19 protein-coding genes are annotated in these 24,715 nt (G+C 63.9%); 15 read left to right on the top strand and 4 right to left on the bottom strand.

Annotation, left to right across the window (positions count from 1 at the left end; genetic code table 11):
* Positions 1-251: 251 nt before the first annotated feature.
* The 10 genes from U1R88_RS05805 to U1R88_RS05760 all read left to right on the top strand — a co-directional run bounded on the left by U1R88_RS05805 (position 252) and on the right by U1R88_RS05760 (position 12,849).
* The gene (locus tag U1R88_RS05805) at positions 252-1,748 is read left to right on the top strand and encodes an APC family permease (protein ID WP_322430371.1); all 1,497 of its coding nucleotides are present in this window, start codon (positions 252-254) and stop codon (positions 1,746-1,748) included.
* The gene (locus U1R88_RS05800; RefSeq protein WP_322430370.1) at positions 1,745-2,626 is read left to right on the top strand and encodes a universal stress protein; all 882 of its coding nucleotides are present in this window, start codon (positions 1,745-1,747) and stop codon (positions 2,624-2,626) included. Before U1R88_RS05805 ends, U1R88_RS05800 begins: the two co-directional genes overlap by 4 nt.
* A 104-nt stretch (positions 2,627-2,730) precedes the next feature.
* On the top strand, positions 2,731-3,684 hold the full coding sequence (gene speB / locus U1R88_RS05795) for an agmatinase (protein WP_068295975.1): 954 nt from the start codon (positions 2,731-2,733) through the stop codon (positions 3,682-3,684).
* A gap of 22 nt (positions 3,685-3,706) precedes the next feature.
* Entirely contained in the window at positions 3,707-5,329 is a 1,623-nt protein-coding gene (locus U1R88_RS05790; protein WP_322430369.1) for a 5-guanidino-2-oxopentanoate decarboxylase, read from the top strand.
* 8 nt (positions 5,330-5,337) lie between these two features.
* Positions 5,338-6,783, top strand: a complete 1,446-nt coding sequence (locus U1R88_RS05785) for an aldehyde dehydrogenase family protein (protein ID WP_322430368.1) — start codon at positions 5,338-5,340, stop codon at positions 6,781-6,783.
* Between the two features lie 90 nt (positions 6,784-6,873).
* Complete coding sequence (locus U1R88_RS05780) at positions 6,874-8,328, top strand: biotin carboxylase (protein WP_068295981.1); 1,455 nt, start codon at positions 6,874-6,876, stop codon at positions 8,326-8,328.
* Positions 8,329-8,336: 8 nt separating this feature from the next.
* Positions 8,337-9,353: a C45 family peptidase gene (locus tag U1R88_RS05775; protein ID WP_322430367.1), complete on the top strand. Its 1,017-nt coding sequence runs from the start codon at positions 8,337-8,339 to the stop codon at positions 9,351-9,353.
* 89 nt (positions 9,354-9,442) lie between these two features.
* The gene (locus U1R88_RS05770; protein WP_322430366.1) at positions 9,443-10,690 is read left to right on the top strand and encodes a D-amino acid dehydrogenase; all 1,248 of its coding nucleotides are present in this window, start codon (positions 9,443-9,445) and stop codon (positions 10,688-10,690) included.
* A gap of 4 nt (positions 10,691-10,694) precedes the next feature.
* A complete protein-coding gene (locus tag U1R88_RS05765) occupies positions 10,695-12,479 on the top strand; it encodes an alanine racemase (protein ID WP_322430365.1) in 1,785 nt (594 codons plus the stop codon).
* A 25-nt stretch (positions 12,480-12,504) separates the two neighbouring features.
* The gene (locus U1R88_RS05760) at positions 12,505-12,849 is read left to right on the top strand and encodes a RidA family protein (protein WP_322430364.1); all 345 of its coding nucleotides are present in this window, start codon (positions 12,505-12,507) and stop codon (positions 12,847-12,849) included.
* Positions 12,850-12,915: 66 nt separating this feature from the next.
* On the opposite strand, the gene U1R88_RS05755 is transcribed toward U1R88_RS05760, so the two are convergent.
* Entirely contained in the window at positions 12,916-13,398 is a 483-nt protein-coding gene (locus U1R88_RS05755) for an Lrp/AsnC family transcriptional regulator (RefSeq protein ID WP_322430363.1), read from the bottom strand.
* 128 nt (positions 13,399-13,526) lie between these two features.
* On the opposite strand from U1R88_RS05755, the gene U1R88_RS05750 reads away from it, so the two are divergent.
* The 3 genes from U1R88_RS05750 (at position 13,527) to U1R88_RS05740 (ending at position 15,915) form a co-directional block, all read left to right on the top strand.
* Positions 13,527-13,943: a DUF2000 domain-containing protein gene (locus tag U1R88_RS05750; protein ID WP_322430362.1), complete on the top strand. Its 417-nt coding sequence runs from the start codon at positions 13,527-13,529 to the stop codon at positions 13,941-13,943.
* A gap of 395 nt (positions 13,944-14,338) precedes the next feature.
* Entirely contained in the window at positions 14,339-15,025 is a 687-nt protein-coding gene (locus tag U1R88_RS05745; protein ID WP_156771741.1) for a class I SAM-dependent methyltransferase, read from the top strand.
* 71 nt (positions 15,026-15,096) lie between these two features.
* A complete protein-coding gene (locus U1R88_RS05740) occupies positions 15,097-15,915 on the top strand; it encodes an enoyl-CoA hydratase (RefSeq protein WP_322430361.1) in 819 nt (272 codons plus the stop codon).
* A gap of 107 nt (positions 15,916-16,022) precedes the next feature.
* Here the strand turns inward: U1R88_RS05740 and U1R88_RS05735 are convergent, their stop codons facing one another.
* Entirely contained in the window at positions 16,023-16,367 is a 345-nt protein-coding gene (locus tag U1R88_RS05735) for a DMT family transporter (RefSeq protein WP_322430360.1), read from the bottom strand.
* Between the two features lie 729 nt (positions 16,368-17,096).
* On the opposite strand from U1R88_RS05735, the gene U1R88_RS05730 reads away from it, so the two are divergent.
* Positions 17,097-17,750, top strand: coding sequence for a glutathione S-transferase family protein (locus U1R88_RS05730; protein ID WP_068295998.1), 654 nt, complete (start codon positions 17,097-17,099; stop codon positions 17,748-17,750).
* A gap of 194 nt (positions 17,751-17,944) precedes the next feature.
* On the top strand, positions 17,945-18,967 hold the full coding sequence (locus tag U1R88_RS05725; RefSeq protein WP_322430359.1) for an LLM class flavin-dependent oxidoreductase: 1,023 nt from the start codon (positions 17,945-17,947) through the stop codon (positions 18,965-18,967).
* Between the two features lie 182 nt (positions 18,968-19,149).
* On the opposite strand, the gene U1R88_RS05720 is transcribed toward U1R88_RS05725, so the two are convergent.
* Both U1R88_RS05720 and U1R88_RS05715 read right to left on the bottom strand, forming a co-directional pair.
* Positions 19,150-22,911, bottom strand: coding sequence for a vitamin B12-dependent ribonucleotide reductase (locus U1R88_RS05720; RefSeq protein ID WP_322430358.1), 3,762 nt, complete (start codon positions 22,909-22,911; stop codon positions 19,150-19,152).
* Between the two features lie 495 nt (positions 22,912-23,406).
* Positions 23,407-24,690: an NAD(P)/FAD-dependent oxidoreductase gene (locus U1R88_RS05715; protein WP_322430357.1), complete on the bottom strand. Its 1,284-nt coding sequence runs from the start codon at positions 24,688-24,690 to the stop codon at positions 23,407-23,409.
* Positions 24,691-24,715 lie beyond the last annotated feature (25 nt).

The following is a 24,715-nucleotide window of genomic DNA, read 5'->3' as shown; positions in this document are numbered from 1 at the left end:
GCTCCCTGCCGCTCGGCCGCCCGCCGCGATTCCAGCGGGCCCACTTTCAAGGCGGCATGAGGATACCTTGCGGGTGATCTCGTCAAGACGGAGCACGGCACCCGAGCGGCACAAACTTGCGTGCCGCCATGCTCCGGCAGCAGCAAGTGTTGAAATGTGACGGAAATTTGGCAGCACTTTTGCTGGGCCCGGAGCTACACTGGCGCACAATAAGAAGGCACCCGCAAAGGCAATCCAGGGGAAGTGAAAGCATGGCGTCATCCCTCATCGAGCGGCTCACCCGCAAGAAGCCGGTTAGTCGACTGGTCGCCGATACTGCCGACAGCGGCGATGGCCATGGTCATCTCGGTCGCTCCATCACCTTGTTTCAGCTCACCATGTTCGGCGTGGGTGCCACGATCGGTACCGGCATCTTCTTCGTGCTGAGCGAGCAGGTGCCCGTGGCCGGCCCGGCGGTGGTGATCTCCTTCGTCATCGCGGCCGTCACGGCAGGGCTGTCGGCGCTGTGCTATGCCGAGATGAGCTCGATGATCCCGGTCTCCGGGTCCTCCTATTCCTACGCCTACGCCACGCTGGGCGAGGGCGTTGCCTTCTTTGTGGCGGCTTGCCTGGTGCTCGAATATGGCATCTCCGCCGCAGCGGTCGCGGTCGGCTGGGCCGAATATGTCGAAAAGCTCTTGAGCAACCTGACGGGCATCGTGCTGCCGGGCTGGATGACCAAGGGACCGATCACCCTTCCCGATAGCGACAACCCCTTTGCCATGGCCTTCTTCGCCGATGGTTCCGGCCTGATCAACCTGCCGGCCGTGATCCTGGTGGCGCTGTGCTGCCTGCTGCTGCTGCGCGGTTCCAAGGAATCGGCGCGCACCAATGCCATCATGGTGCTGATCAAGCTGGCGGTGCTGACGCTGTTCATCGTGATTGCCGGCAGTGCCTTCAACGCGACCAATTTCACGCCCTTCTTCGGCGAGAAGGGCTTCAACGGCGTGCAGGCGGCTGCGGCCTCGATCTTCTTCACCTTCGTGGGCCTCGACGCGGTGTCGACGGCGGGCGAGGAAGTGATCAATCCCAAGCGCAACCTGCCGCTGGCCATCATTTCTGCCCTGGTGATCGTCACGAGTTTCTATGTGCTGGTGGCCGTCGCGGCCCTTGGCGTGCAGCCGGCCAGCCAGTTCGGCGGGCAGGAAGCCGGCCTTGCCACCATCCTGCAGAACATTACGGGCCAGAGCTGGCCCGCCAATCTTCTGGCGGCCGGTGCGGTGATCTCGATCTTCTCGGTGACGCTGATCGTGCTCTATGGCCAGTCGCGCATCCTGTTCGCGGTGTCCCGTGATGGTATGCTGCCGGCCATCTTCCATGATGTGAGCCCGCGCACCATGACCCCGGTCGCCTGCACCGTCATCGTCTCGGTCTTCGTGGCGCTGATCGCCGCCTTCGTCCCGGCCGGGCTGCTGTGGGATCTCACCAGCATGGGCACGCTGGTGGCATTCACCGTGGTCTCCGCTGGCGTGCTCATCCTGCGCTATACCCAGCCGGACATGCAGCGCGGCTACCGGGTCCCGTTCGGCCCCGTGCTGCCGATCCTCTCGATCGTCGCCTGCATCTATCTCATCCTGAGGCTGAGCGGCATCGTCTTCGCCATTACCGGCGTCTGGATCGCCATCGCCGCTCTGCTCTATTTTACCTATTCGGCCCGCCATTCGCGGCTGGAGGCCCCTGACAATGCAGTCGGCGAGGCAGCCCAATGAGATATCTGGTTGGCCTTTCCGCCGATCAGGGCGGGCGCGAGGCGCTCGCCCTCGGCGCGGTACTGTCGCGTTCCTGCGGCGCCTCCCTGGTCGTGTGCACCGTCACACCCGATACCTGGGGGCCGCCTTCGCCGGCTCGTGTCGATGGTGAATACGGCAACTTCCTTCACCAGCACGCCACCAAGGCGCAGGAGAAAGCCAGAGCGAGCCTGCCTCCCGACGTCCAGGCCGAATTTGTCATCGTCTCCGCCCCATCGGCGCGTGATGGTCTGCTGCAGGTCGCCTCCGACATCGATGCGGATTGCCTGGTGTTGGGGTCGACCCGTGCCGCTCCGCTCGGCCGTTTCGGGGAAGGGCACGTCACCACCGATGTGCTGCGCTCGGCTCATCTGCCGGTTGCCGTGGCGCCGAGGGGGTATTCGGCCGATGTGAGGACACAGGTGCGGCGGCTGAGTTGCGCCTTTGCCGGCAGCGCCACCTCGCCGGGGCTGGCCCGGCGCAGTGCTGAGCTTGCCCAGTTGCTCGGCGTTCCCCTGCGCCTGGTGACTTTGGTGGTGCGCGACAAGCAGATGTATCCGACCGGTGCAGGCTATGATGCCGAGAATATCGTCTCCAACACCCTGCGCGAACAGGCGAGCGCCGCACAGGCCGCCGTTCTTGATCATTGGGACGGCCCGGTCGCAATCTCAGGGGAGATCGGCGACGGCAAGAATTGGAAAGCCGCGTTCGATTCGCTGCTCTGGGCAAATGCCGAATTGCTGGTGGTGGGATCAAGCAGCCTCGGACCTGTGATGCGGGTGTTCCTCGGCTCCAATTCCAGCAAGATCGCGCACAATTCCCCGGTGCCCTGCCTCATCCTGCCGCGCGTGGACGAGTAGGGGATTACCGGCTACCAGAAACTGGGGCCCTCGCCCCAGTTACTCGAAGTTCAGGATGCAGGCGGTCGCGGGAGTGGCGAGCGCCGGCTCCATCGGAGGAAGTCATGACAGCCAAATCCTTCAACCAGCCGCTCGGTGGAAACGAGATGCCGCGTTTCGGCGGCCCCGCCACCATGATGCGGCTGCCGACGCAGCCGACCACGGAGGGGCTGGACGCTTGTTTCGTCGGCATTCCCATGGATATCGGCACCTCGAACCGGCCGGGCACGCGCTTCGGGCCGCGCCAGATCCGCACCGAATCCTGCATGATCCGCCCCTACAACATGGCGACCCGCGCCGCACCGTTCGACAGCCTGCAGGTGGCCGATATCGGCGATGTCGCCATCGACACCTTCAACCTGCCCAAATGCGTCGACATCATCACCAATGCCTATCGCGACATCATCAAGAATGGCTGCCGGCCGCTCACCCTGGGCGGTGACCACACGCTGAGCTATCCGATCCTGCGTGCCATGGCCGAAAAATACGGTCCCGTCGGCCTGATCCATATCGATGCCCATGCCGACATCAACGAGCACATGTTCGGCGAGCCGATCGCCCACGGCACACCCTTCCGCCGGGCGGTCGAGGCCGGCGTACTCGATACCAAGCGCTGCGTGCAGATCGGCGTGCGCGGCACCGGTTACGCCGCCGACGATTTCGACTGGCCGCGCGAGCAAGGCTTCCGCGTGGTGCAGGCCGAGGAGTGCTGGCACAAGTCACTGACGCCACTGATGGAAGAGGTTCGCGCCCAGGTCGGCAACGGGCCCGTCTATCTGACCTACGATATCGACAGCCTCGATCCCAGCATCGCCCCCGGCACCGGCACGCCGGAAATCGGCGGCCTCACCACCATACAGGCGCTCGAGATCATTCGCGGCTGCTGGGGCCTCAACCTGGTCGGCTGCGATCTCGTCGAAGTATCGCCACCCTATGATCCGGCTGGCAATACCGCGATCACCGCGGCCAATCTCCTGTTCGAAATGCTCTGCGTGCTTCCCGGCGTGCAGCGGCGATAGACCTCAAAAATCGGTGCATCACATGTCAGGCTCGTCCCTCACCACCGGCGAATACCTTGTCAGGCTGCTGGAGTCCTATGGCGTCGAGCTGATCTTCGGCATTCCAGGCGTGCACACGGTGGAGCTCTATCGGGGCCTGCCAGCCACGAAGATTCGCCATGTCACGCCGCGCCACGAGCAGGGCGCCGGCTTCATGGCCGACGGCTATGCCAGGGTGACGGGCAAGCCCGGCGTGTGTTTCATCGTGACCGGTCCCGGCATGACCAACATCGCCACCGCCATGGGCCAGGCCTATGCGGATTCGGTGCCGATGCTGGTCATCTCGGCGGTGAATGCCCGGGATCAACTGGCGATGGGGCAGGGGCGGCTGCATGAGCTGCCCTCCCAGCGCAACCTGGTGGCCGGGGTCGCTGCCTTCAGCCATACGTTGCTCGATCCCGCCCAGCTTCCCGAGGTGATGGCGCGTGCCTTCACCGTGTTCAATTCGCAGCGCCCGCGACCGGTACATATCGAGATCCCGCTCGATGTGATCGTTGCGCCCGCCGGCGATCTGTCGACACAGGCCTGGCCATTGCCGGCCAAGGCCTCCGCCTCCGCCGCCGATGTCGAGAAGGCCGCCGCCATCCTCAAAGCCGCTAAGCGCCCGCTTATCGTGGCTGGAGGCGGCGCGGCCGATGCGGCGTCCGAGATCACTGCCATCGCCGGCAGGCTCGATGCGCCTGTCTTCACCACCATCAATGGTCGCGGCATCCTGAAACCCGGCCATCCTCTCGCCCTCAACGGCAATCTCGGCATGGAGCCGCTGCTGGCGGAACTGGCGGCCAGCGACGCGATCCTTGCCATCGGTACCGAGTTCGGCGAGACGGAAATGTATCCCGAGCCCAAACCGCTGACTTTCGGCGGGCCGCTGATCCGCATCGACATCGATCCGCTCCAGCTCGCGGCCGGCCTGCGCTGCGACCTGCCGATCGCGGCCGATGCCAAGCTCGCCTCGGCAGCGCTTTTGGCTGCTCTTGGCCAAGGACGTCCGGCGGGGGACGGCGAAGCACGTGCTAAGGCCGTGCGAGCCAAGGTCGAGGCGGGTCTGTGGCCGGCCTGCCGCGTTCACGGCAAGCTGATGGAGATCGTGACCAGGACGCTACCGGACGCGGTGGTGGCCGGCGACCAGACTGAGCCCGTCTACGCCGTCAACCAGTTCTACCAGGCACCGCAGCCCCGATCCTATTTCAACTCCTCCACCGGCTACGGCACGCTCGGCTACGGCCTGCCGGCAGCCTTTGGCGCCAAGCTTGGTGCCCCGAACCGGCCCTCCGTCTGCCTGATCGGCGATGGCGGCCTGCAATTCTCGCTGCAGGAGATGGCGAGCGCCGTCGAAGCGAAGATCGCCACGGCGGTGATCATCTGGAACAACACCTCCTATGGCGAGATCAAGGCCTTCATGGCAGACAGGGACATCCCGCAGATCGGCGTCGACATCTTCACGCCGGACTTTGTCGGCCTGTCGCGTGCACTTGGATGTGCGGCGGCACTGCCTGACACCATCGAGGAACTGACGCAGGAACTTGCCGCCTCCGCCACGCGCAACGTGCCCACCGTGATCGAGATCCGGGCCGGTTCGCCGCTGGCTCAAGCCCTCAACGCGTGAGGCCGGCCATGCAGCACCAGCTCTTCATCGACGGGCGCTGGCAGGATCCGGTCGAGCCTGGGCAGATCCCGGTGTTCGATCCCTATCGCGGCACTGCCTATCATCAGGTCGCGGCGGCCGGCCCCGCCGATGTTGCCAAGGCTGTCGAGGCGGCCAAGGTGGCTTTCCCGACCTGGCGCGCTGTCGGCGGGCGCGAGCGCGGGCGCTATCTCAAAGCCATCGCCGATCGATTGACCGAACGGACGGAGGAACTGGCTCGCATCTCCTCGCGCAACAATGGCAAGCCGCTCGGCGAGGCGCGCATCGACATGGCGGATGCGGCCGCATCCTTCGCTTATTATGCCGAACTGGCCGCCGATCTCGAAGCCAGCCAGAATAGAACCGTGCCTGTGCCGGATGCGGCCTTCGCCGCGCGCCTGCGCCGCGAGCCGGCCGGTATCGCCAGCTTGATCGTGCCCTGGAATTTCCCGCTGGTGACCACGTCCTGGAAGGTGGCGCCGGCGCTGGCGGCCGGCTGCACCGTGGTGCTGAAGCCGTCCGAGATCACACCAGTGGTCGAGCTCGAACTCGGCGTGATCGCCGCGGAGATCGGCCTGCCGCCCGGCGTGCTCAACATCGTGACGGGGACGGGCGAGCGGGTGGGGGCACCGATGACGGTGCACCCGGACGTGGCGAAGATTTCCTTCACCGGTTCCAATGCGGTTGGCGCCCGGGTGATGGCAGCCGGGGCGCCCGGCACCAAATCGGTCAGCCTGGAACTCGGCGGCAAGTCGCCCATCGTGGTCTTCGACGATGCCGATTTCGACCAGGCGGTGGAATGCGTTCTCGGCGGCATCTTCTTCAATGCCGGTCAGATGTGCTCGGCGACTTCGCGCCTCCTGGTCGAGCGCTCGATCGCCCCCAGGCTGATCGAGGCGGTGGTGGCGGCGGCCCGCGTCCTCAAGCCGGGCGACCCTCTCGACGAGGGGACGCAGATCGGCCCGATCACCATGAAGGCCCAGCACGACAAGGTGCTGTCCTATATCGAGCGCGGCAAGGCCGATGGCCTCAGGCTGCTCACCGGCGGCGGCAAGCCGGCCGGGCTCGACCAGGGTTGGTTCGTCGAGCCGACCATTTTCGGCGACGTGCCCGTCGACAGTCCGCTCTGGCGCGAGGAAATCTTCGGCCCGGTCTTGTGCATGCGCAGCTTCGGCAGTGAAAGCGAAGCCGTTGCACTCGCCAATGACAGCGATTTCGGCCTGGTCGCCACCGTGGTCAGCGAAGATCTCGACAAGGCCAATCGCGTCGCCGATGCGCTGGAATCAGGCCATGTCTGGATCAACAGCCCGCAGGCGATCTTCGTCCAGACGTCCTGGGGTGGTTTCAAGGCAAGCGGCATCGGGCGCGAGCTCGGGCCGTGGGGGATGTCTTCCTATCTCGAGGTCAAGCACGTCACGACACGCTTGACACGGTAGCGAGCAAATTTGCTAGGTTCTGACTGTATGCCCAAGAAAAAGCATAAGAAGAAGCACAAGATAAGATCAGGAAAGCATAAGGGGTTCGCAATGAAGACCATTCGTAATGTTGCCGATCTGCGCGTTGTCATGCATCGCAACGAGCAGCCGATCTATTTCATATCGGCGACGAATTTCAACCTGATCGGCATTGATGAATGGGTGAGGAACTTCAAATTCATCAGCTATATCGACTGCTTCGACGGCCGGCACCCCAATGTCTTCGTTCCCAGCGAGATCCCTCACGCTGAATTCGAAAGTATCGAGGACATCAACAACTATCTCCTCCAGCACAAGGAAGTGATCGACTACATCAAGCGCCGCGGCGGACGTGCAGTGGCAACCTTCCTGATGTTCGACGAGACGACCGAGGAGATCTGCAACGATCTCGGCATCGAGGTATGGTTCCCCAAGGCGTCGCTGCGCCAGCGCTGCGACAACAAGATGGAAACGGTGCGCATCGGCAACAAGGCCAAGGTGCCATCCGTGCCCAACACGCTGGCCGGCGCCAAGAGCTATGAGGAACTGCTGGCCGCTGCCAAGAAGGCCGGTATCGGCACCGATCTCGTGGTGCAGACTGCCTTCGGCGACAGCGGCCACACCACCTTCTTCATCGCCAGCGAGGACGACTACAACAAATACGCCAAGGAGATCTCGGCCGAGGACGAGGTCAAGATCATGAAGCGGATCAAGTGCCGCGGCGCCACCATGGAAGCCTGCGCCACCAAATCCGGTACGCTGGTCGGTCCGCTGCTCACCGAAGTCGTCGGTCAGCCCGAGCTGACGCCCTATAAGGGCGGCTGGTGCGGCAACGAGATCTTTCCCGGAGCCTTCTCCGAGACCATCCGCGCCAAGGCGCGCGACATGGCCTATCGCTTCGGCAACCAGTTGGTGAAGGAGGGGTACCGCGGCTATTTCGACCTCGACTTCCTGATCGACGTCAAGGACAACGAAGTCTATCTGGGCGAGCTCAACCCGCGCATCTGCGGCGCCTCGTCGATGACCAATCATGCGGCCTTCGCCTATGCCGATGCGCCGCTCTTCATGTTCCACCTGATGGAATTCTCCGGCATCAAGTACAAGATCGATGTCGAGGAACTGAACAATCGCTGGGCCCAGAAGGAATTCATCGACAGTTGGTCGCAGGTGGTGATCAAGGCGACCGACGACATCGTCGACATCGTCACCCATGCGCCCTCGTCGGGCATCTATCACATGGCGCCCGACGGCAGCGTGTCCTATGACCGCTTCGACTATCACCGCCAGGCCATCGAGAACGAACAGGAGGCTTTCTTCCTGCGCATCACAGGCCCCGGCGACTATCGCTATGAGGGGGCCGATCTCGGCATCCTGATCACGCGAGGCCGGGTGATGAACGACGAGTTCGACCTGAACGAGCGGGCGCTGAACTGGATCAAGGGCATCAAGCGGCTCTATGCCACCAAGCCGCTGACGGAAGTCCAACGCGACGACACGCCATCGGCCAGCTCTTTCAAGATCCTGTAAGTGCGATCATGGATCTCCTGTTCGAAGCCGTGGACGAAGACCAGCCCGGTGCCAAATGGCGCCAGCTGTTCGATCGTCACTGGCATGCCTATAGCCGCTGGTTCATGCAGGACGGCATCAGGGCCCGCCCGACCTATCTGGCGAGCCTGAAGGCGATGCGTGCCCATATGCCGGAATTGCTGCCGGCCTATGAAGCGATCGTCTCGGCGGCAGGCGATGGCGACCTGGAGGCGCGCTTCCTGTCGATGTGGTGCCCGCCGGTCTATGTCGGCGGCTGCTCGCAGGCGCTCATCACCGGTCCCGAGCCGGCCCTCATCCGCAATTACGACTACAGCCCGCGTCTCCTGGAAGGCTCCTGGCTCGCCACCCGCCTCAACGGCAAGCGGGTGGTGGCGGTGGTCGATTGCCTGTGGGGCGTGCTCGACGGCATCAACGAGGACGGCCTTGCCGTCTCGCTCTCGTTCGGCGGGCGGACCGCGGCGGGGCCTGGCTTCGGCATTCCCATCGTGTTGCGCTATGTGCTGGAATTCGCCTCTGATACCGCCGAGGCGATCGAGATGCTGCGGCGCATTCCGGTGCACATGTCCTATTCGGTGGCACTGATCGATCGCCAAGGGCATCACGCCACCGTCTATGTCAATCCCGACCGTCCCGCCGAGGTGGTGGCCAAGCTCGTCAGCACCAACCATCAGCACGGCGTCGAATGGGCGCGCCATGCCCAGACCACCAAATCGGTGGAACGGGAGGCGGCGTTGGAGAAGGCGCTGGCCGTGCACCAGAGCACCGAGAACGTCCTGGCCGGTTTCCTGCGGCCGCCCGTCTACCAGACCTCCTATGGCAGGGGCTACGGCACGCTCTATACGGCGCTCTACCGGCCACAGGACGCCTCGGTCGAGCTGGTCTGGCCCGGCGTGATCTGGCGGCAGTCCTGTGCGGAGTTTCAGGAGGAGGCGCGCGTCATTCGCTTCAACGACGGCGATTCCGGTGGCTTTGCGCCGACCTTCAAGCAAGGGACGGTGAGCTGAGCGCCTCTGCTGCCAAGGATAAGAAAGAAGATCCAACTGGCGCGATAATAAGTTGATAATACGGAGTAAAACTCCGTAAGGGAGGCGTAATGAGGGTTGTCGTTCTGGGGGGCGGTGTCGTCGGTACGGCGGCGGCCTGGTATCTGGCAAAGGACGGCCACGAGGTCGCGCTGATCGAGCGGCATGCCGATGTTGCCCGCGGTACCAGCCAGAGCAATGCCGGCCTGGTATCGCCGGGCGACTCGACCGCCTGGGCATCGCCGGCGGCACTCGTGACCTTCATCAAATCCCTCTACAAGCCCGACATGGGCATCAAGGTTCGCTTCAGCCTCGATCCGAATTTCCTGGTCTGGACCTGGCGCTTCCTGCTGCAATGCACGCAGGCTCGCGCCAATGCCAATACCGAGGTGAAGCTCAGGCTGGCCTTCTATGCGCGCGAATGCATCAATGCGCTGCAGGAAGAGACGGGCCTCAGCTACGACGACAAGCGCAAGGGCATCCTCTATTTCTACCGCTCCCAGCAGAGCCTGGAGGCCGGCGCCAAGCATATGGGCTATATCGCCGAGCGCGGACTGAAGATCGAGGTGGTCGACCGCGAGCGCCTGGTCGCGCTGGAGCCGGGGCTCGCCGCCGTCAAGCATCAGATCGCCGGCGGTGTCTATTCGCCGATGGACCAGACAGGCGATTCCTGCCTGTTCACCCGCCGCCTTGCCGAGCTCGCCCGCGAGCGCCACGGCGCGCAATTCCGCTTCAAGACCACTGTGACTGGCCTCGATGTCGAAGGCGACAGGGTGAAGGCCGTGCTGACCGATCAGGGACCGGTCGCCTGCGATGCCGTGGTGGTGTCGCTCGGGCCCGAGAGCTCGCTGCTCGCCCACAAGATCGGCATCGACGTGCCCGTCTATCCGGTGAAGGGCTATACCGCCACCATCCCGGTTGACGACGACAAGGGCCCGACCATGGGTGGGGTCGACGAGGACAGGCTGATCGCCTATTCGCGCCTCGGCAGCCGGCTGCGCATCGCCTCCACGGCCGAATTCGCCGGCTATGACCGCACCTATAAGCCGGCTGATTTCGCCACCATGTTCAGGACGGCGCATGACCTCTTCCCCGGCGCGCTCGACGAGAGCAAGGCCGTGCTCTGGGCTGGGCTGCGTCCGATGATGCCGGGCTCGGTGCCGGTGCATGGCCGGGCACGCTACGCCAATCTCTATCTCGACACCGGCCATGGCCATGTCGGCTGGACCATGGCCTGCGGCTCGGGAAAGCTCACCGCCGATCTCGTTGCCGGGCGCAGCCCGGAGATCGACACTGCAGGCCTGCTCTACCGGAACTGACGCCATGCCGGATCCTCAGATTGCCATCGATCTTTCCCGGATCGAACACAATGCCCGCACCATCGTGGCAACCTGCGCCAAGGCAGGCATCACGCCCTTCGGCGTGACCAAGGGCACCTGCGGCATGCCGCAGGTGGCGCGGGCGATGCTGCGAGGGGGCGTCGCCGGCATCGCCGAGTCGCGTTTCGAGAATATCCGCCGGCTGCGGGATGCCGGCATCGACTGCCCGATCATGCTGCTGCGCAGTCCGCCATCCTCACGTGTCGAGGAACTGGTGCGCACGGTCGACATCAGCCTGCAGTCCGAGCTTCAACTCATGCGCGAGGTCTCGCGCGTGGCCGAGCGGCTGGGGCGGGTGCACGACGTCATCCTGATGGTGGATCTCGGCGATCTCAGGGAAGGGATCTGGCCGAACGACCTGATCCCGACCGTGGAAGCGGTAATGGAACTGCCCGGCGTGCGCATCGCCGGCGTCGGCACCAATCTCACCTGTTTCGGTGCCATCATCCCTACCAGGGAGAATCTCGACCAGCTCGTCGCCCATGCCTACAAGGTCGAAAGCGTCACCGGGCGGCATCTCGACTGGGTCTCGGGCGGCAATTCCTCCTCGCTGCCACTGCTGCTGGCGGGCGGCATGCCGGCCGGCGTCAACAATCTCAGGATCGGCGAAGCCATCCTGCAGGGCGGACGCGACACCTTCCTGGAACAGCCCTGGGAGGCGCTCGACCGCGATGCCTTCGAGCTGACGGGCGAATTGCTGGAGGTGAAGGTGAAACCCTCCATGCCGATCGGCAAGTCCGGCATCGATGCTTTCGGCAATGTGCCCGTCTTCATCGACGAGGGCGATCGCCTCAGGGGCATCGCCAATATCGGGCGAGAGGACGTCATCGCCGAAGGCCTGATGCCGACCCGGCCGGGCGTCCGGGTGCTGGGTGCCTCCAGCGACCATCTGGTGCTCGACCTCACCGAGGCCGACCCGCCGCTCAAGGTGGGCGAGGATGTCAGCTTCCGCCTGAACTACGGCGCGCTGCTGACGGTGATGACGTCGGAATATGTGGAGAAGGTTCCGATGCGGGACGTGATGGAGCAAGGGCAGAGCAGGGGCTATGCGGTCGAAACCGACGAGGTTGGCGATGCGCTGCTTTTCGCCCACAATGTTGGCGCGCGGATCGAGCGCCTCGGTTTCGAGCCGGCCGCGGCCGGCGCCTCGATCGTGCTTTCCACCGCTGCCGGGCGGGCCGATCTCATCCCCTTCGTCGAGGCTGCGGGGCGGCGCCATGATGCGCTCGGGCTGATCTGGATCGACTCCGAGGCAGCGATGATGCCCGACGAAAGCGAGGGGAGGCCTGCGGAAAATGCCGTGCTGCGCCGCCTGCTCACGCGCCTGCCGCCTCATATCGCGGCGGAGAATGTCGTGCTGCTCGGCTTGCGGGAGGCCGGTCCGGGCGAGGTCGAGGCGTTGAAGGCCTCGCGCATGCGTATCTTCACCATGGCGGAGATCGACGCGGTGGGGCTGCGCCATGCCATGCGCGAGGCGATCGCCATCGCCTGCGCCGGCACGCGCGGCTTCCATCTTTGCTATTCGCCGACTGCCACCGACATGTCGGACTGGAGCGGAGGCATTGGCGGCATCACCGTGCGCGAGACCCATTCGGCTATGGAAATGGCGGCGCTCAGTGGCCGACTGCGTTCGCTCAGCGTCTCGGGCATCGATCGCGATCTGCCCCCCACCATTGGTGCCGAATGCGCCAATTTCATCCTCTCGGCTTTCGGTAAGACCATTCTCTGACACCCCGTTCCAACAGGAGACTTCCATGATCAAGCGTCTGCACCCCGGCAAGCGGTTTTGCGAGGCCGTCATCGTCAACGGCATCATCACCACCGCCGGTATCACCGGCCGCGACGAGACCGCCGATACTGTCGGCCAGACCCGCGACATTCTTGCCCAGATCGACACGCTGCTGGCCGAGGCTGGCACTTCCAAGTCCAAATTGATCAGCGCCAGCATCTGGTTGCGGGACATCGCCCATTTCGACCAGATGAACGAAGTCTGGGACCAGTGGGTCGACAAGGACAATTTGCCGGTGCGCGCCACCGTGGAAGCGCGGCTGGCCGCGCCCGAGTTGCTGGTCGAGATCCAGGTCAGCGCTGTCGTCTGAAGCGGTTCCTCCCGCCTTTGCTCGGCATCGGCGGGAGGCTTGCAAGCCGGATGAGAGGAGCAGGCTTCAGGGTGCCGCCAGCCCGACCGGTAGGGAACGGAGCGGCTTGATTTCCTTGAGCACGAAGGTCGTCTGCATTTCCTTGATGCGGGGCAGGCGGCGCACGGTGGCCATGGCGAATTGCGCATAGGCATCGAGATCCGTCGCCACGACCTGCAGCAGGAAGTCGGCATCGCCGGCGATCGAATAGCAGGCTACGACCTCCTCGAGCCGCAGGACCTCGTTGGAGAAGGCCTCGGCTTCCGCCTCGCTGTGGCTGTCGATCTTCACGCGAATGAAGGCGAGCACGCCGAGCCCAAGCCTCCGGCGGTCCAGCACGGCCTTGTAGCCCTGGATGACGCCATCCTCTTCCAATTTTCGTACGCGCCGCCAGCAGGGCGAGGTCGAGAGTCCGACCTTGTCGGCCAGGTCCTGATTGGTGAGGCGCCCGTCCTCCTGCAACGCTGTCAGGATTCGAGTATCGGCGGGTTCGAGACCAGGATGAGGCATGATCTACCTTATGATATGATAAATTAGGTATAATCTACCAGAATTTCTAAAATAAAAGAACAAAAAGGTAAGATTGGTCGGTGGAACTGCGCTATCCCTGCCTCTTCGATAGCAGCGAGGAAACCTCCGTGAGCGACGACATCCGCCTGGCCATCATCGTCAACCCCGCTCTGCCGATTGGCCTGGTGGCCAATACGGTCGGCGCCGTCTGTGTTGGTCTCGGTGCCCGGATGCCGGGATTGGGAGCGACCCAACTCGCCGACCGTCGGGCGCGACGCATCGACGTCAGCGCCAACCGGCCCGTACCCGTGCTGCAGGCGGATGGTGAAACCATCCGCGCGATCATGCTCAAGGCATTGCCTGCCGCCGATGAACGGGCAGTGGTGCCGTTTCCCGCCTTTGCCCGCAGTCTGCATGTGTTCGCCGAGTATGGCGTCTCCATGCCCGAGCGAGATCTCGCCGAGGAGGAGGTCGACGGCCTCGGCCTTGCTGGCCCTACGAAATGGATCGGCTCACTGACCGGATCGCTGAAGCTCCTGCGCTGAACCGGAAGGCGGGTGGTGCAGCCTCGATAGGGAACTGCGGATGACTCTGCGAGTTTTTCCAGTAATCTGCCCGGCTGCGACGTTGCATCGGGAAGGCGAACATTCGAATCCTTGACTCTCCACGTCATATTTTGAAAAGAAAGAGGCGTAAACAGACTAGGTGCCATGCCGTTGTGCAGGAGGCACCATTCGGGTGCCTCGGAAATCGGCATTCGGCTCGGGAGGCGGGCGCCGGACGGAACCGGCCATCATCCGCGAAGGCGTCTTGCGATTTGGCATAATCGGCGAGGCGTTGAAACAAGGGGGCGGCAAGGCGTCGTTTTCAACGAAGCACGTTTTGCGCCAAAGATCATGAACACCTTTCGGCTGGGCCGGGTGGTGCCGTGGTCGGCAAGGTGAAAGGGCTTTTCCCGATGGAATGGGCTGGGAGAGATAGCAATACGGCTGCGGAGCCGTCCTATGCGCGCACCTATTATCGTTGGGCTCGTTTCTACGACCTCTTCTTCGATTGGCCGTTCCATCCCGGGCGCCTGGCGGCGGCGCGGGCCGTCGCCCAGGCGGCGGGCAACAATGGCGAGGTGCTGGTCGCCGGCGTCGGCACGGGTCTCGAGCTTGCGTTGATGCCGGATAATCTGCGCATCCTCGGCATCGATCTCGCCCGCCCCATGCTCGACATCGCCCGCGAACGGGTCAAGCGCAAGGGGCTCGACCAGGTCAAGGCGCTCCGGGTGATGGACGCGCAGGCCCTTGAATTCCAGGAAGGCCGCTTCGACGTGGTGCTGGCGCCTTATCTTCTCAGCGTAGCGCCTTCGCCCCAGCAAGTCCTCGAGGAAATGTGGCGGGTAACCCGGCCGGGCGGCGAGATGATCATTCTCAACCATTTCTCGGCCGAAGACGGTTGGCGCGTGCGGGCGGAGAAGGCGCTGATCGGCGCGGGTGGTTGGCTCGGCTGGCGGCCCTATTTCCCCTATGCCGTGATCACCGACTGGCTGGCCAGCCGCCCCGAGGCGCAGCTGCTCGAGCGCCGTGAAGTAGCGCCTGTGCGTCTGTTCACTGTTCTGCGTATTCGCAAGCCGGCCTGAGAAAAACAGTCTGACATTGCGGGCGTGACGGCAAGGCGCGTAGACTGGTCAGTCCGCTGCGGAGTGTTGCCATGACTGTCGCCGTCTCGATCCAGAACGCGCCGTTGGAGCGTCCCTCTGAGCCGATCCTGCTGCGTCAGGACAAGGCCGGCGTGACGACTCTCACTCTCAATCGGCCGCAGCAGTTCAATGCGCTCTCGGAGGGCATGCTTGAGGCGCTGCAGCAGGCGCTCGACGCGATCGCCGGCGACCGCACGGTACGTTGCGTCGTCCTTGCGGCGAGCGGCAAGGCCTTCTGTGCGGGGCATGATCTGCGCCAGATGCACGCCAATCGCCGGCTCGATTATTATCAGGGGCTGTTCGCCCAATGCAGCCGGGTGATGCAGGCAATCCAGGCGCTGCCGGTGCCGGTGATCGCCCGGGTACACGGCATCGCCACGGCCGCCGGCTGCCAACTGGTGGCGAGCTGCGATCTCGCCATCGCTTCGCAGGCGGCTCGCTTCGCGGTTTCCGGCATCAATGTCGGACTGTTCTGCTCAACGCCGGCGGTCGCCCTGTCGCGCAATGTCTCGGCCAAGCGCGCCTTCGACATGCTGGTGACCGGTCGCTTCGTCGATGCTGAAACGGCGGCGGATTGGGGCCTGATCAACCAGGCGGTGGCCGAAACCGACCTTGATGCCGCCATTGCGGCCAAGGCGGCGGACATTCTGGCCAAGAGCCCCACGGCCGTGCGCTATGGCAAGCAGATGTTCTACCGCCAGCACCAGATGGCGCTCAGCGAGGCCTATACCTTTGCCGGCGAGGTGATGGCACAGAACATGATGGAGGAGGATGCCGCCGAGGGCGTCGAGGCCTTCCTGGAGAAGCGTCCTGCGCGTTGGGGCGCCTGAGCCTGCCGCGAGCAAAGCGCGTTTAGACGGAAACGCTTGTCTGCTCTCACTCTTTGGTTCGACGCGTCCTTGCGATTCCTGGCGATTCCGCCAAATCGCAAAACGCTTCAGTGGCTGATCGATTTCGACATCAGGTTGATGATCACCACACCGGCGAGAATCAGGCCGATGCCGATGATGGCCGGCAAGTCGAGCGACTGGTTGAAGATGACGAGACCGACCAGCGAGATCAACACGATGCCGATGCCGCTCCATAGAGCGTAGGCAATGCCGACCGGCATGGTGCGCAGCGTATAGGAGAGGAAATAGAAGGCGGCCATATAGCACAGCCCCATCATCACCGTCGGCCACAGCCGGGTGAATTGCTCCGAGGCCTTCAGGAGCGAGGTGGCAATGATTTCGAGGACCACCGCGATCACCAAGGCGGCATAGGTCGTGACGGCTGGGCTCAATGGGAGGTCCTCGGAAAGGCGCGTCGCCGACGCTGCGTTGAGAAGCGCGGGGCAGGAGCCGCGAAACCTGCGTAGCCAAGGCGCCTTCTTCTGTAAAGGATCGGTGCTGCCGAGGAACCGCTCTGCGACCATGCGTCCGGGGGAGTGCTGTGCGAGAGGTGGAGGAGGGGGCTCGTCCCGACAAACACGATGCTTCCAGATTGTGGCTGCATGCCCGGCGATCTCAAGGAGCAGCTTTAATCCTGCCTATGATTGCCAGCGAAGGGAGCCGTGAGACCCTGAAACGGCACCGGCGCGCGAATTGCTTCGCGCGCCGGCCGGTTCTTGCGGATGACGGGAGCACCGAAGCGCTCACCTTGTCATCCGGGGATGATCCAGGTTTTCGGTAGCTGGAACGTCAAGTGGCGGAGACCACCTTGGCTGAGCCAGCGCAAATTTCCAGGATCTTCGTAAGGTTAGACACTGGATCACCTCCTTTCGTGGGTTGCGAACCCCTTGAGCATGGCGGCGATGGCCGGGGATGTAAAGAGCTTGAGGTCAAAAGGGCAGAAATTGGCCCGGAAATGCCCCTTTTTTGAGCTCAAAACATAGAATATCTTCCGTTGAAGCCCAGGATATTGGCAAATCCTCTCAATGAAGGCACGTCGGAGTCCATGAGCCCCGAGTCTTGATTCGGGGCGGGTGAGCTTGTTGGCCGGCGCTTGAGCGCGTCCTGTGAGGAGAAGAGCGGTGACCGAGGTATTCGTCGTCTATGGAGCGGCTGGCTCGGGATCCGTTCCGATCGAGGCGGCTCTCGACCTTCTCGAATTGCCCTATCGCGTGCAGGAATGTTCTCCCTGGGAAGGGCAAGAGGAAGCAGACAAACTCGCCCCTATCAATCCCATGCTGCAAGTGCCGGCGCTGGCCCTGCCGACGGGCGAGGTGATAAGCGAAAGCGCCGCGATCCTGATCTGGTTGGCCGATCGCTATCCCGAAGCACGATTGGCACCGGCATTGAACGAGCCAGCGCGGCCGACCTTCCTGCGTTGGATGACCTTCGTGTCTTCGGCAATCTATGCCCTCTATTGGGTTGCCGATAATCCTTCTCGCATCATCGACCACGCCGAGCACCACACCGGCGTCAAGGCTCGCTTGTTCGACCGCATTGCCCGCTGCTGGGAATTGATGGAGGCACAATTGCGTCCAGGAAAGTATCTCCTCGGTGAGGATCTATCGGTTCTCGACCTCTATGTGGCAACGGCGTCGCGCTGGTCGCCCGGGCGGCGGCGCTTCTATGAGGTCGCGCCCGGTCTGGCGGAGGTAATACGCCGGGTGGACGCCGATCCCCGGCTGGCGGCCATCTGGGCGGAGCGTTTCCCGTTCAGCCAAGGCTGGGAGCGTTAGGGGCACAAGGAGAGCTCGATATGGCCAGACAAAGTCTGTCTGGTCGACGGGGGCCATTTGCCGTCACGGGCCGCGAGTCGATGATCCGGTCCGGGGGACTGCTGGAATGGACTTCAACTCCCTATATCTGAAACGCAGCGGCGCCGTTTCCCGCCGCCGGACGCATTTGGGCATTCAGCAGGCAGACATTTCGCATGAAGAAGATCGGTTTTCTTTCGTTCGGACACTGGACACCATCAAGCCAATCGCAAACGCGATCTGCCGCCGATACGCTGCTGCAGTCGATCGACCTGGCCGTCGCGGCGGAGGAACTGGGTGCGGATGGCGCCTATTTTCGCGTCCATCACTTTGCGCGCCAGCTTGCCTCGCCTTTCCCCTTGCTGGCGGCCGTGGGAGCCAGGACCAAGCGCATCGAGATCGGCACGGCCGTGATCGACATGCGCTACGAGAATCCCTTCTACATGGTCGAGGACGCCGGTTCCGCCGATCTCATCGCAGGAGGGCGCCTGCAGCTCGGCATCAGCCGTGGCTCGCCCGAGCAGGTGATCGATGGCTGGCGCTATTTCGGCTACCAGCCGGCGGAGGGCAAGAGCGACGCCGACATGGGCCGCCAGCATGCCGAGGTCTTTCTGAACCTGTTGCGTGGAGAAGGGTTCGCCCAGCCCAATCCGCGGCCGATGTTTCCCAATCCACCCGGCCTGCTGCGTCTGGAGCCGCATGCCGAGGGCCTGCGCGAGCGGATCTGGTGGGGGGCTTCGTCGGATGCAACCGCGGTCTGGGCCGCCAGGCTCGGGATGAACCTGCAAAGTTCGACCCTGAAGAACGACGAGACGGGCGAGGCCTTTCATATCCAGCAGGCCAAGCAGATCCGCGCCTATCGGGCGGCGTGGAAAGAGGCCGGCCATGCACGCGAGCCCAGGGTCTCCGTCAGTCGCAGCATCTTCGCGCTGACGAATGACGAGGACCGGCTGTATTTCGGCCGGGGCGGCGATGGAGAGGACCAGATCGGCTTCATCGACGAGCAGACTCGCGCGATCTTCGGGCGCAGCTATGCCGCCAAACCCGAGGTGCTCATCGAGCAACTCAGGCAGGACGAGGCGATCGCCGAGGCTGATACCCTGCTCCTCACCGTCCCCAACCAGCTCGGCGTTGCCTACAATGCCCATGTCATCGAGACGATCTTGACCGAGATCGCCCCCGCGCTCGGTTGGCGGTAAGCAGGCCGGTCGGCGGCTGCAAGAGCCACGATCGGGCGCTGCCTTAAGAAAATGCACCCGCCAAACAGGTTTGGCGGGTGCATCATCCGAATTTTCCAAGGCTTTGAAATTACGCCATCTTCGTCAGCGGCGATGGATGTTCAAGGACATCCATCGCACCTTGGGACTTTCTCAGTCTATCCTCAGCTGCAGCCCGTGGTGCCGCCGCAGGTATCGCACTTCAGGCAGGTGCCATTACGCACCAGCGTGAAATTGGCGCATTCGGGGCAGGCCTCGCCTTCATAGCCGCGGAGCTTGGCTTCCTTGCGCCGCTCGGAGGCCGGCTTGACCGCAGGGGCGGCCGGGGCTTCCCAGGCGAGGGCATCGAGCGCGGGCTCCTCCTTCAGCGCCGTGGCACCGACGGTCTGGGCACCCGGGCCGGCCACGACGCCGCGGCTGAGGCCGGTGTTCACGGCACTCGACAAAGCCGTGATGGCGCCGCGGGCATCGCTGGTAACAGGGGCGAGCGTGTTCGAGGCCGCTGTCGCACCACCGGGCATCACCACGAAACGCTCGGTCTTGGAGCGCACCAGGCCGCGCGAGACCGGCACGGTCACCGGCTGGGCCGGGGCCTTGCTCTCGCCGTCGCCGCGGCCGAGCGTGGCATGGCCATCCTCGTCAGGCACGACATGGGCGAGGTCGTAGCGGCCGACATAGGAGATGGCGAGCTCGCGGAACACATAGTCCAGGATGGACGTCGCGTTCTTGATCGAGTCGTTGCCCTGCACGAAGCCCGAGGGCTCGAAGCGCGTGAAGGTGAAAGCCTCGACATATTCCTCCAGCGGCACGCCATATTGCAGGCCGAGCGAGATGGCGATGGCGAAATTGTTCATCATCGCGCGGAAGGAGGCGCCTTCCTTGTGCATGTCGATGAAGATTTCGCCCAGGCGCCCATCGTCATATTCGCCGGTACGCAGATAGATCTTGTGGCCGCCCACCACCGCCTTCTGGGTGTAGCCCTTGCGGCGGTCAGGCATCTTCTCGCGCTCGCGCGCCACCTCAACCCGCTCGATGATGCGTTCGACGATCTTCTCGGCGACCTGGGCCGCGCGGGCGGGCACCGAACGCTCGAGATGTTCCTCCACCGCATCGGCCTCGTCCTCGTCGGCGAGGAGCTGGGAGTTCAGCGGCTGGGAGAGCTTGGAGCCGTCGCGATAGAGCGCATTTGCCTTCAACGCCAGGCGCCAGGACAGCATGTAGGAGGCCTTGCAATCCTCGACCGTTGCATCATTGGGCATGTTGATGGTCTTGGAGATCGCACCCGAGATGAAGGGCTGCGCCGCCGCCATCATGCGGATATGGCTTTCCACCGAGAGGAAGCGCTTGCCGAGGCGACCGCAGGGATTGGCGCAATCGAACACCGGCAAGTGCTCGGCCTTCAGATGCGGCGCGCCTTCGAGGGTCATGGCGCCGCAGACATGGATGTTGGCCTTCTCGATATCCGCCTTGGCGAAGCCGAGATGGACGAGGAGGTCGAAGGACGGCTCGTTGAGCTTCTCGGCCGGCACGCCGAGCTTGCCGGTGATGAAGTCCTCGCCCAGCGTCCACTTGTTGAAGACGAACTTGATGTCGAAGGCAGCGGCGAGGGCCTTCTCTACCTGGGCCAGCTTCTCCTCGGTGAAGCCCTTGGCGGCCAGCGTGGTGTGGTTGATGGCCGGCGCCTGGCGCAACGAGGCATGGCCGACGGCATAGGCCTCGATCTCGGCAATGTCGGCTTCCGAATAACCGAGGGTGCGCAGGGCCGAGGGCACGGCGCGGTTGATGATCTTGAAGTAGCCGCCGCCGGCCAGCTTCTTGAACTTCACCAGGGCGAAATCGGGCTCGATGCCGGTGGTGTCGCAATCCATCACCAGGCCGATCGTGCCGGTGGGCGCGATCACGGTTGCCTGGGCGTTGCGGTAGCCATGGGCCTCGCCGAGCTTGAGGGCGTTGTCCCAGGCGGCTCTGGCATGCTCGACGATGGCCTTGCCATTATCGCCGAGAGCGGTGAGGGAGGCATGGTCGAGGGCGACGGGCGTGGTGGCCAGCGCCTCATAACCCGCGCTCTCGCCATGGGCGGCGCGGCGATGGTTGCGGATGACGCGCAACATGGATTCACGGTTCGGCTCGAAGCCGGGGAAGGGGCCGAGCTCCTTGGCCATTTCGGCCGAGGTCGCATAGGCGACACCGGTCATGATCGCCGAGAAAGCACCGCCGAGCGCGCGGCCGGCATCGGAATCATAGGGAATGCCGGAGGTCATCAAGAGGCCGCCGATATTGGCATAGCCCAGGCCCAGCGTGCGGTAGCGATAGGAGAGTTCCGCGATCGCCTTGGACGGGAACTGCGCCATCATCACCGAGATTTCGAGAACGATGGTCCACAGGCGGACGGCATGCTCGTAGGAGGCCAGGTTGAAAGTGCCATCGGCATTGCGGAACTGCAGGAGGTTCAGCGAAGCCAGGTTGCAGGCCGTGTCGTCGAGGAACATGTATTCCGAGCATGGATTGGATGCGCGGATCGGCCCCGAGACCGAGCAGGTGTGCCAGTCGTTGATGGTGGTGTGGAACTGAATGCCCGGATCGGCGGAAGCCCAGGCGGCGTGCCCGATCTTCTCCCACAGGTCGCGCGCCTTCAGCGTCTTCATGGTCTTGCCGGTGATGCGGGCCTTCAGCTCCCAGTCGCCGTCCTTCTCGACAGCGTTGAGGAAGTCGTCGTCCACGCGCACCGAATTGTTGGAGTTCTGGCCGGATACCGTGAGGTAGGCCTCCGAATCCCAGTCGGTGTCATAGGTGTCGAAGGCGATATCCTTGTAGCCCTGCTTGGCGAACTGGATGACGCGCTTGATGTAGTTGTCGGACACCAAAGCGCGGCGCGCGGCCTTGATCTCGCGCTTGAGTGCCGGATTGCGCTCCGGATCGAAGCAATCATCGCCCGGGCCTTCGCACTGCACGCAGGCGCGCATCACCGCCTTGAGGTGCTTCTGCACGATCTTGGAGCCGGTGACGAGCGCGGCGACCTTCTGCTCTTCGCGCACCTTCCAGTCGATATAGGTCTCGATATCGGGATGGTCGGCATCGACGACCACCATCTTGGCGGCTCTACGGGTGGTGCCGCCCGACTTGATGGCGCCGGCGGCGCGATCGCCGATCTTCAGGAACGACATCAGGCCGGAGGAACGGCCGCCGCCCGAGAGTCTTTCACCCTCGCTGCGCAGGGCAGAGAAGTTGGAGCCGGTGCCCGAGCCATATTTGAACAGGCGCGCCTCGCGCACCCACAGGTCCATGATGCCGCCCTCGTTGACGAGGTCGTCGGCAACCGACTGGATGAAGCAGGCGTGCGGCTGGGGATGCTCGTAGGCCGAGGTCGAGGAGGTCAGCTTGCCGGTCTTGTAGTCGACATAGAAATGGCCCTGGCCGGGGCCGTCGATGCCGTACGCCCAATGCAGGCCGGTGTTGAACCATTGCGGCGAATTGGGTGCCACCATCTGCATGGCGAGCATGTAGCGATGCTCGTCGAAGAAGGCCTGGGCATCGTCCTCGCTATCGAAATAGCCGCCCTTCCAGCCCCAATAGGTCCAGGTGCCGGCGAGGCGATCGAAGACCTGGCGCGAATCCGTCTCGCCGACATAGCGCTCGGCCTCGGGGAGGGCGGCCAGAGCCTTTTTGTCGGGGATGGTGCGCCAGAGCCAGGACGGCACGGCGTTCTCTTCCACCTTCTTGGTGCGGGCGGGCACGCCCGCTTTGCGGAAATATTTCTGCGCCAGAATGTCGGCGGCGACCTGGCTCCAGGCCTCCGGTACGGCGATGCCTTCCAGCCGGAAGACGATCGAGCCGTCCGGATTCCGGATCTCGCTCGTCGCCGTCCGGAACGCGATGGACGCGTAGGGGGACTGCCCCTTCTTGGTGTATTGCCGTTCAATCCGCATTGCGTTCTGCCCCGAAAACTAGACGCAAAAATCCGCGCCGTGCCATCGTTACGGCTCGGTTCGAAATCTGTCTGACATCCTGTTTACTCGTCGGTGAGTACATGGCCCTGCCAACGTTCGAATGCCGGGCTCGTGCCCCGCAATTCCGCGAGGTCACCCCCGCCGCCGACGTTTCCGACTATGACTCAATAGGTATGACTCGCCGGCAGGGGCGTCAAGATTTAGTGCCGGCAAAATGAGTGGCTATCTACATATAGTAGAAGCTGTGGAAATCGGGGACAAGCTTGAGCGAGAGCCCTCAAGCTTCCGGAATCCCTGGCAAAATCGCCGCCTTCAACCTGTCTTTGAATTGCCATGTTCCAGTCATGTTTCATTTACCATCCCCGGTGGATGACCCAAAATGGCACACAAGCCCTTGTGGTGAGGTCGCCGAAGGCTTGCCGTAAGGGCAAGCCTGGGGGGCGTCGGGGGCGAATCGAGGGGACCGTGATTCCCTCACGCCTTTTGAGCGTGCGAATCGTCCTCGTCGCCGCCCTGGGTGATCAGGCGGGCGCCGCGCTGGTTGCGGGTGTGGATCCAAAACCAGCTCAGGGCGACGCTGAGGCGGGAGCGCACGCTGATCAGGAAATAGATGTGGGCGATACCCCAGATCCACCAGGCGAGCGCGCCACGCAGCTTGATCCAGCCGAAATCGATCACCGCGCGCTTCTTGCCGATCTGCGCCAGGCTGCCCTGATGCTTGTAGTGGAAAGGGGACGGAGCAGGGGTACCCGCCAGGCGAGCCCGAATCACGCGGGCGACATAGACACCGGCCTGCTTGGCAGCCGGCGCGATGCCGGGAACCGGCTTGCCGTTCGGCCCGGCAAGGCTGACGGTGTCACCGATGGCGAAGATCTCGGGATGACCGGGCACGCTCAGATCCGGCTCGACGATGATTCGGCCGTTGCGGTCCGCCGGCACGCCGAGCCATTCGGCGGCCGGGGATGCGCGTACGCCTGCGGCCCAGACGATGGTGCGCGCCGGCAGCAGCTTGCCGCCATAGACGACACCCTCGGCCGTGCATTCGGTGACTGCGGCGCCGAGAACGACCTCGACACCAAGGCTTTCGAGCGATTGCTTGGTGTAGTCGGACAGGTCGTCCGGATAACCCGCCAGTACGCGGGGGCCCGCTTCCACCAGCACGACCCGCGCCTTGTGCGTGTCGATGCGGCGAAAATCCGGGGCCAGCGTGTCGCGCGCCAGCTCGGCGATGGTGCCGGCAAGCTCCACGCCGGTCGGTCCGGCGCCAACGATCACGAAGGTGAGCAAGGCATCCTGCACCGCGGGGTCGGTCTCGCGTTCCGCTTTCTCGAAAGCAAGAAGAATGCGCCGGCGAATGGTGGTGGCGTCCTCGATCGCCTTCAGGCCGGGGGCGTGGGGCTCCCATTCGTCATGGCCGAAATAGGCATGGCGAGCGCCCGTCGCCAGGATGAGCGTGTCATAGGCAAGCTGCGCTCCGTCCTTCAGGCGCACCTGGCGCGCCGACGCGTCGATGCCGGTGACTTCGCCGAGCAGTGTGGTCACCTCCGGCCGGCCGCGCATGAGATGGCGAATCGGCCAGGCGATCTCGGAGGTGGACAGCGAGGCGGTGGCGACCTGGTAGAGCAGGGGTTGGAAGATATGGTGGTTGCGCCGATCCACCAGCGTGATCTCGACCGGCGCGCCCTTGAGATGATGGATGGCCTCCAGCCCTCCGAAGCCCGCCCCGACGACCACGATGCGGTGGGGTTCTCCCGCCATGACATAGCCTCCTGCTCGATGGTTT

The sequence above is a fragment of the Labrys sedimenti genome, from assembly GCF_034424805.1.
GTDB classification, from domain to species: Bacteria; Pseudomonadota; Alphaproteobacteria; order Rhizobiales; family Labraceae; genus Labrys; species Labrys sedimenti.
Note: the sequence above shows the minus strand (reverse complement) of the source record. Positions and strands in the feature narration are given on the sequence as shown.

What these genes read in the sequence shown, in the direction of transcription:
- U1R88_RS05755 (WP_322430363.1), bottom strand. Translation starts at nt 13,398, where the DNA reads ATGCCTCATCCTGGTCTCGAACCCGCCGATACTCGAATCCTGACAGCG.
- U1R88_RS05775 (WP_322430367.1), top strand. Translation starts at nt 8,337, where the DNA reads ATGGATCTCCTGTTCGAAGCCGTGGACGAAGACCAGCCCGGTGCCAAA.
- U1R88_RS05725 (WP_322430359.1), top strand. Translation starts at nt 17,945, where the DNA reads ATGAAGAAGATCGGTTTTCTTTCGTTCGGACACTGGACACCATCAAGC.
- U1R88_RS05765 (WP_322430365.1), top strand. Translation starts at nt 10,695, where the DNA reads ATGCCGGATCCTCAGATTGCCATCGATCTTTCCCGGATCGAACACAAT.
- U1R88_RS05780 (WP_068295981.1), top strand. Translation starts at nt 6,874, where the DNA reads ATGAAGACCATTCGTAATGTTGCCGATCTGCGCGTTGTCATGCATCGC.
- speB (WP_068295975.1), top strand. Translation starts at nt 2,731, where the DNA reads ATGACAGCCAAATCCTTCAACCAGCCGCTCGGTGGAAACGAGATGCCG.
- U1R88_RS05800 (WP_322430370.1), top strand. Translation starts at nt 1,745, where the DNA reads ATGAGATATCTGGTTGGCCTTTCCGCCGATCAGGGCGGGCGCGAGGCG.
- U1R88_RS05720 (WP_322430358.1), bottom strand. Translation starts at nt 22,911, where the DNA reads ATGCGGATTGAACGGCAATACACCAAGAAGGGGCAGTCCCCCTACGCG.
- U1R88_RS05715 (WP_322430357.1), bottom strand. Translation starts at nt 24,690, where the DNA reads ATGGCGGGAGAACCCCACCGCATCGTGGTCGTCGGGGCGGGCTTCGGA.
- U1R88_RS05785 (WP_322430368.1), top strand. Translation starts at nt 5,338, where the DNA reads ATGCAGCACCAGCTCTTCATCGACGGGCGCTGGCAGGATCCGGTCGAG.
- U1R88_RS05760 (WP_322430364.1), top strand. Translation starts at nt 12,505, where the DNA reads ATGATCAAGCGTCTGCACCCCGGCAAGCGGTTTTGCGAGGCCGTCATC.
- U1R88_RS05740 (WP_322430361.1), top strand. Translation starts at nt 15,097, where the DNA reads ATGACTGTCGCCGTCTCGATCCAGAACGCGCCGTTGGAGCGTCCCTCT.
- U1R88_RS05770 (WP_322430366.1), top strand. Translation starts at nt 9,443, where the DNA reads ATGAGGGTTGTCGTTCTGGGGGGCGGTGTCGTCGGTACGGCGGCGGCC.
- U1R88_RS05805 (WP_322430371.1), top strand. Translation starts at nt 252, where the DNA reads ATGGCGTCATCCCTCATCGAGCGGCTCACCCGCAAGAAGCCGGTTAGT.
- U1R88_RS05790 (WP_322430369.1), top strand. Translation starts at nt 3,707, where the DNA reads ATGTCAGGCTCGTCCCTCACCACCGGCGAATACCTTGTCAGGCTGCTG.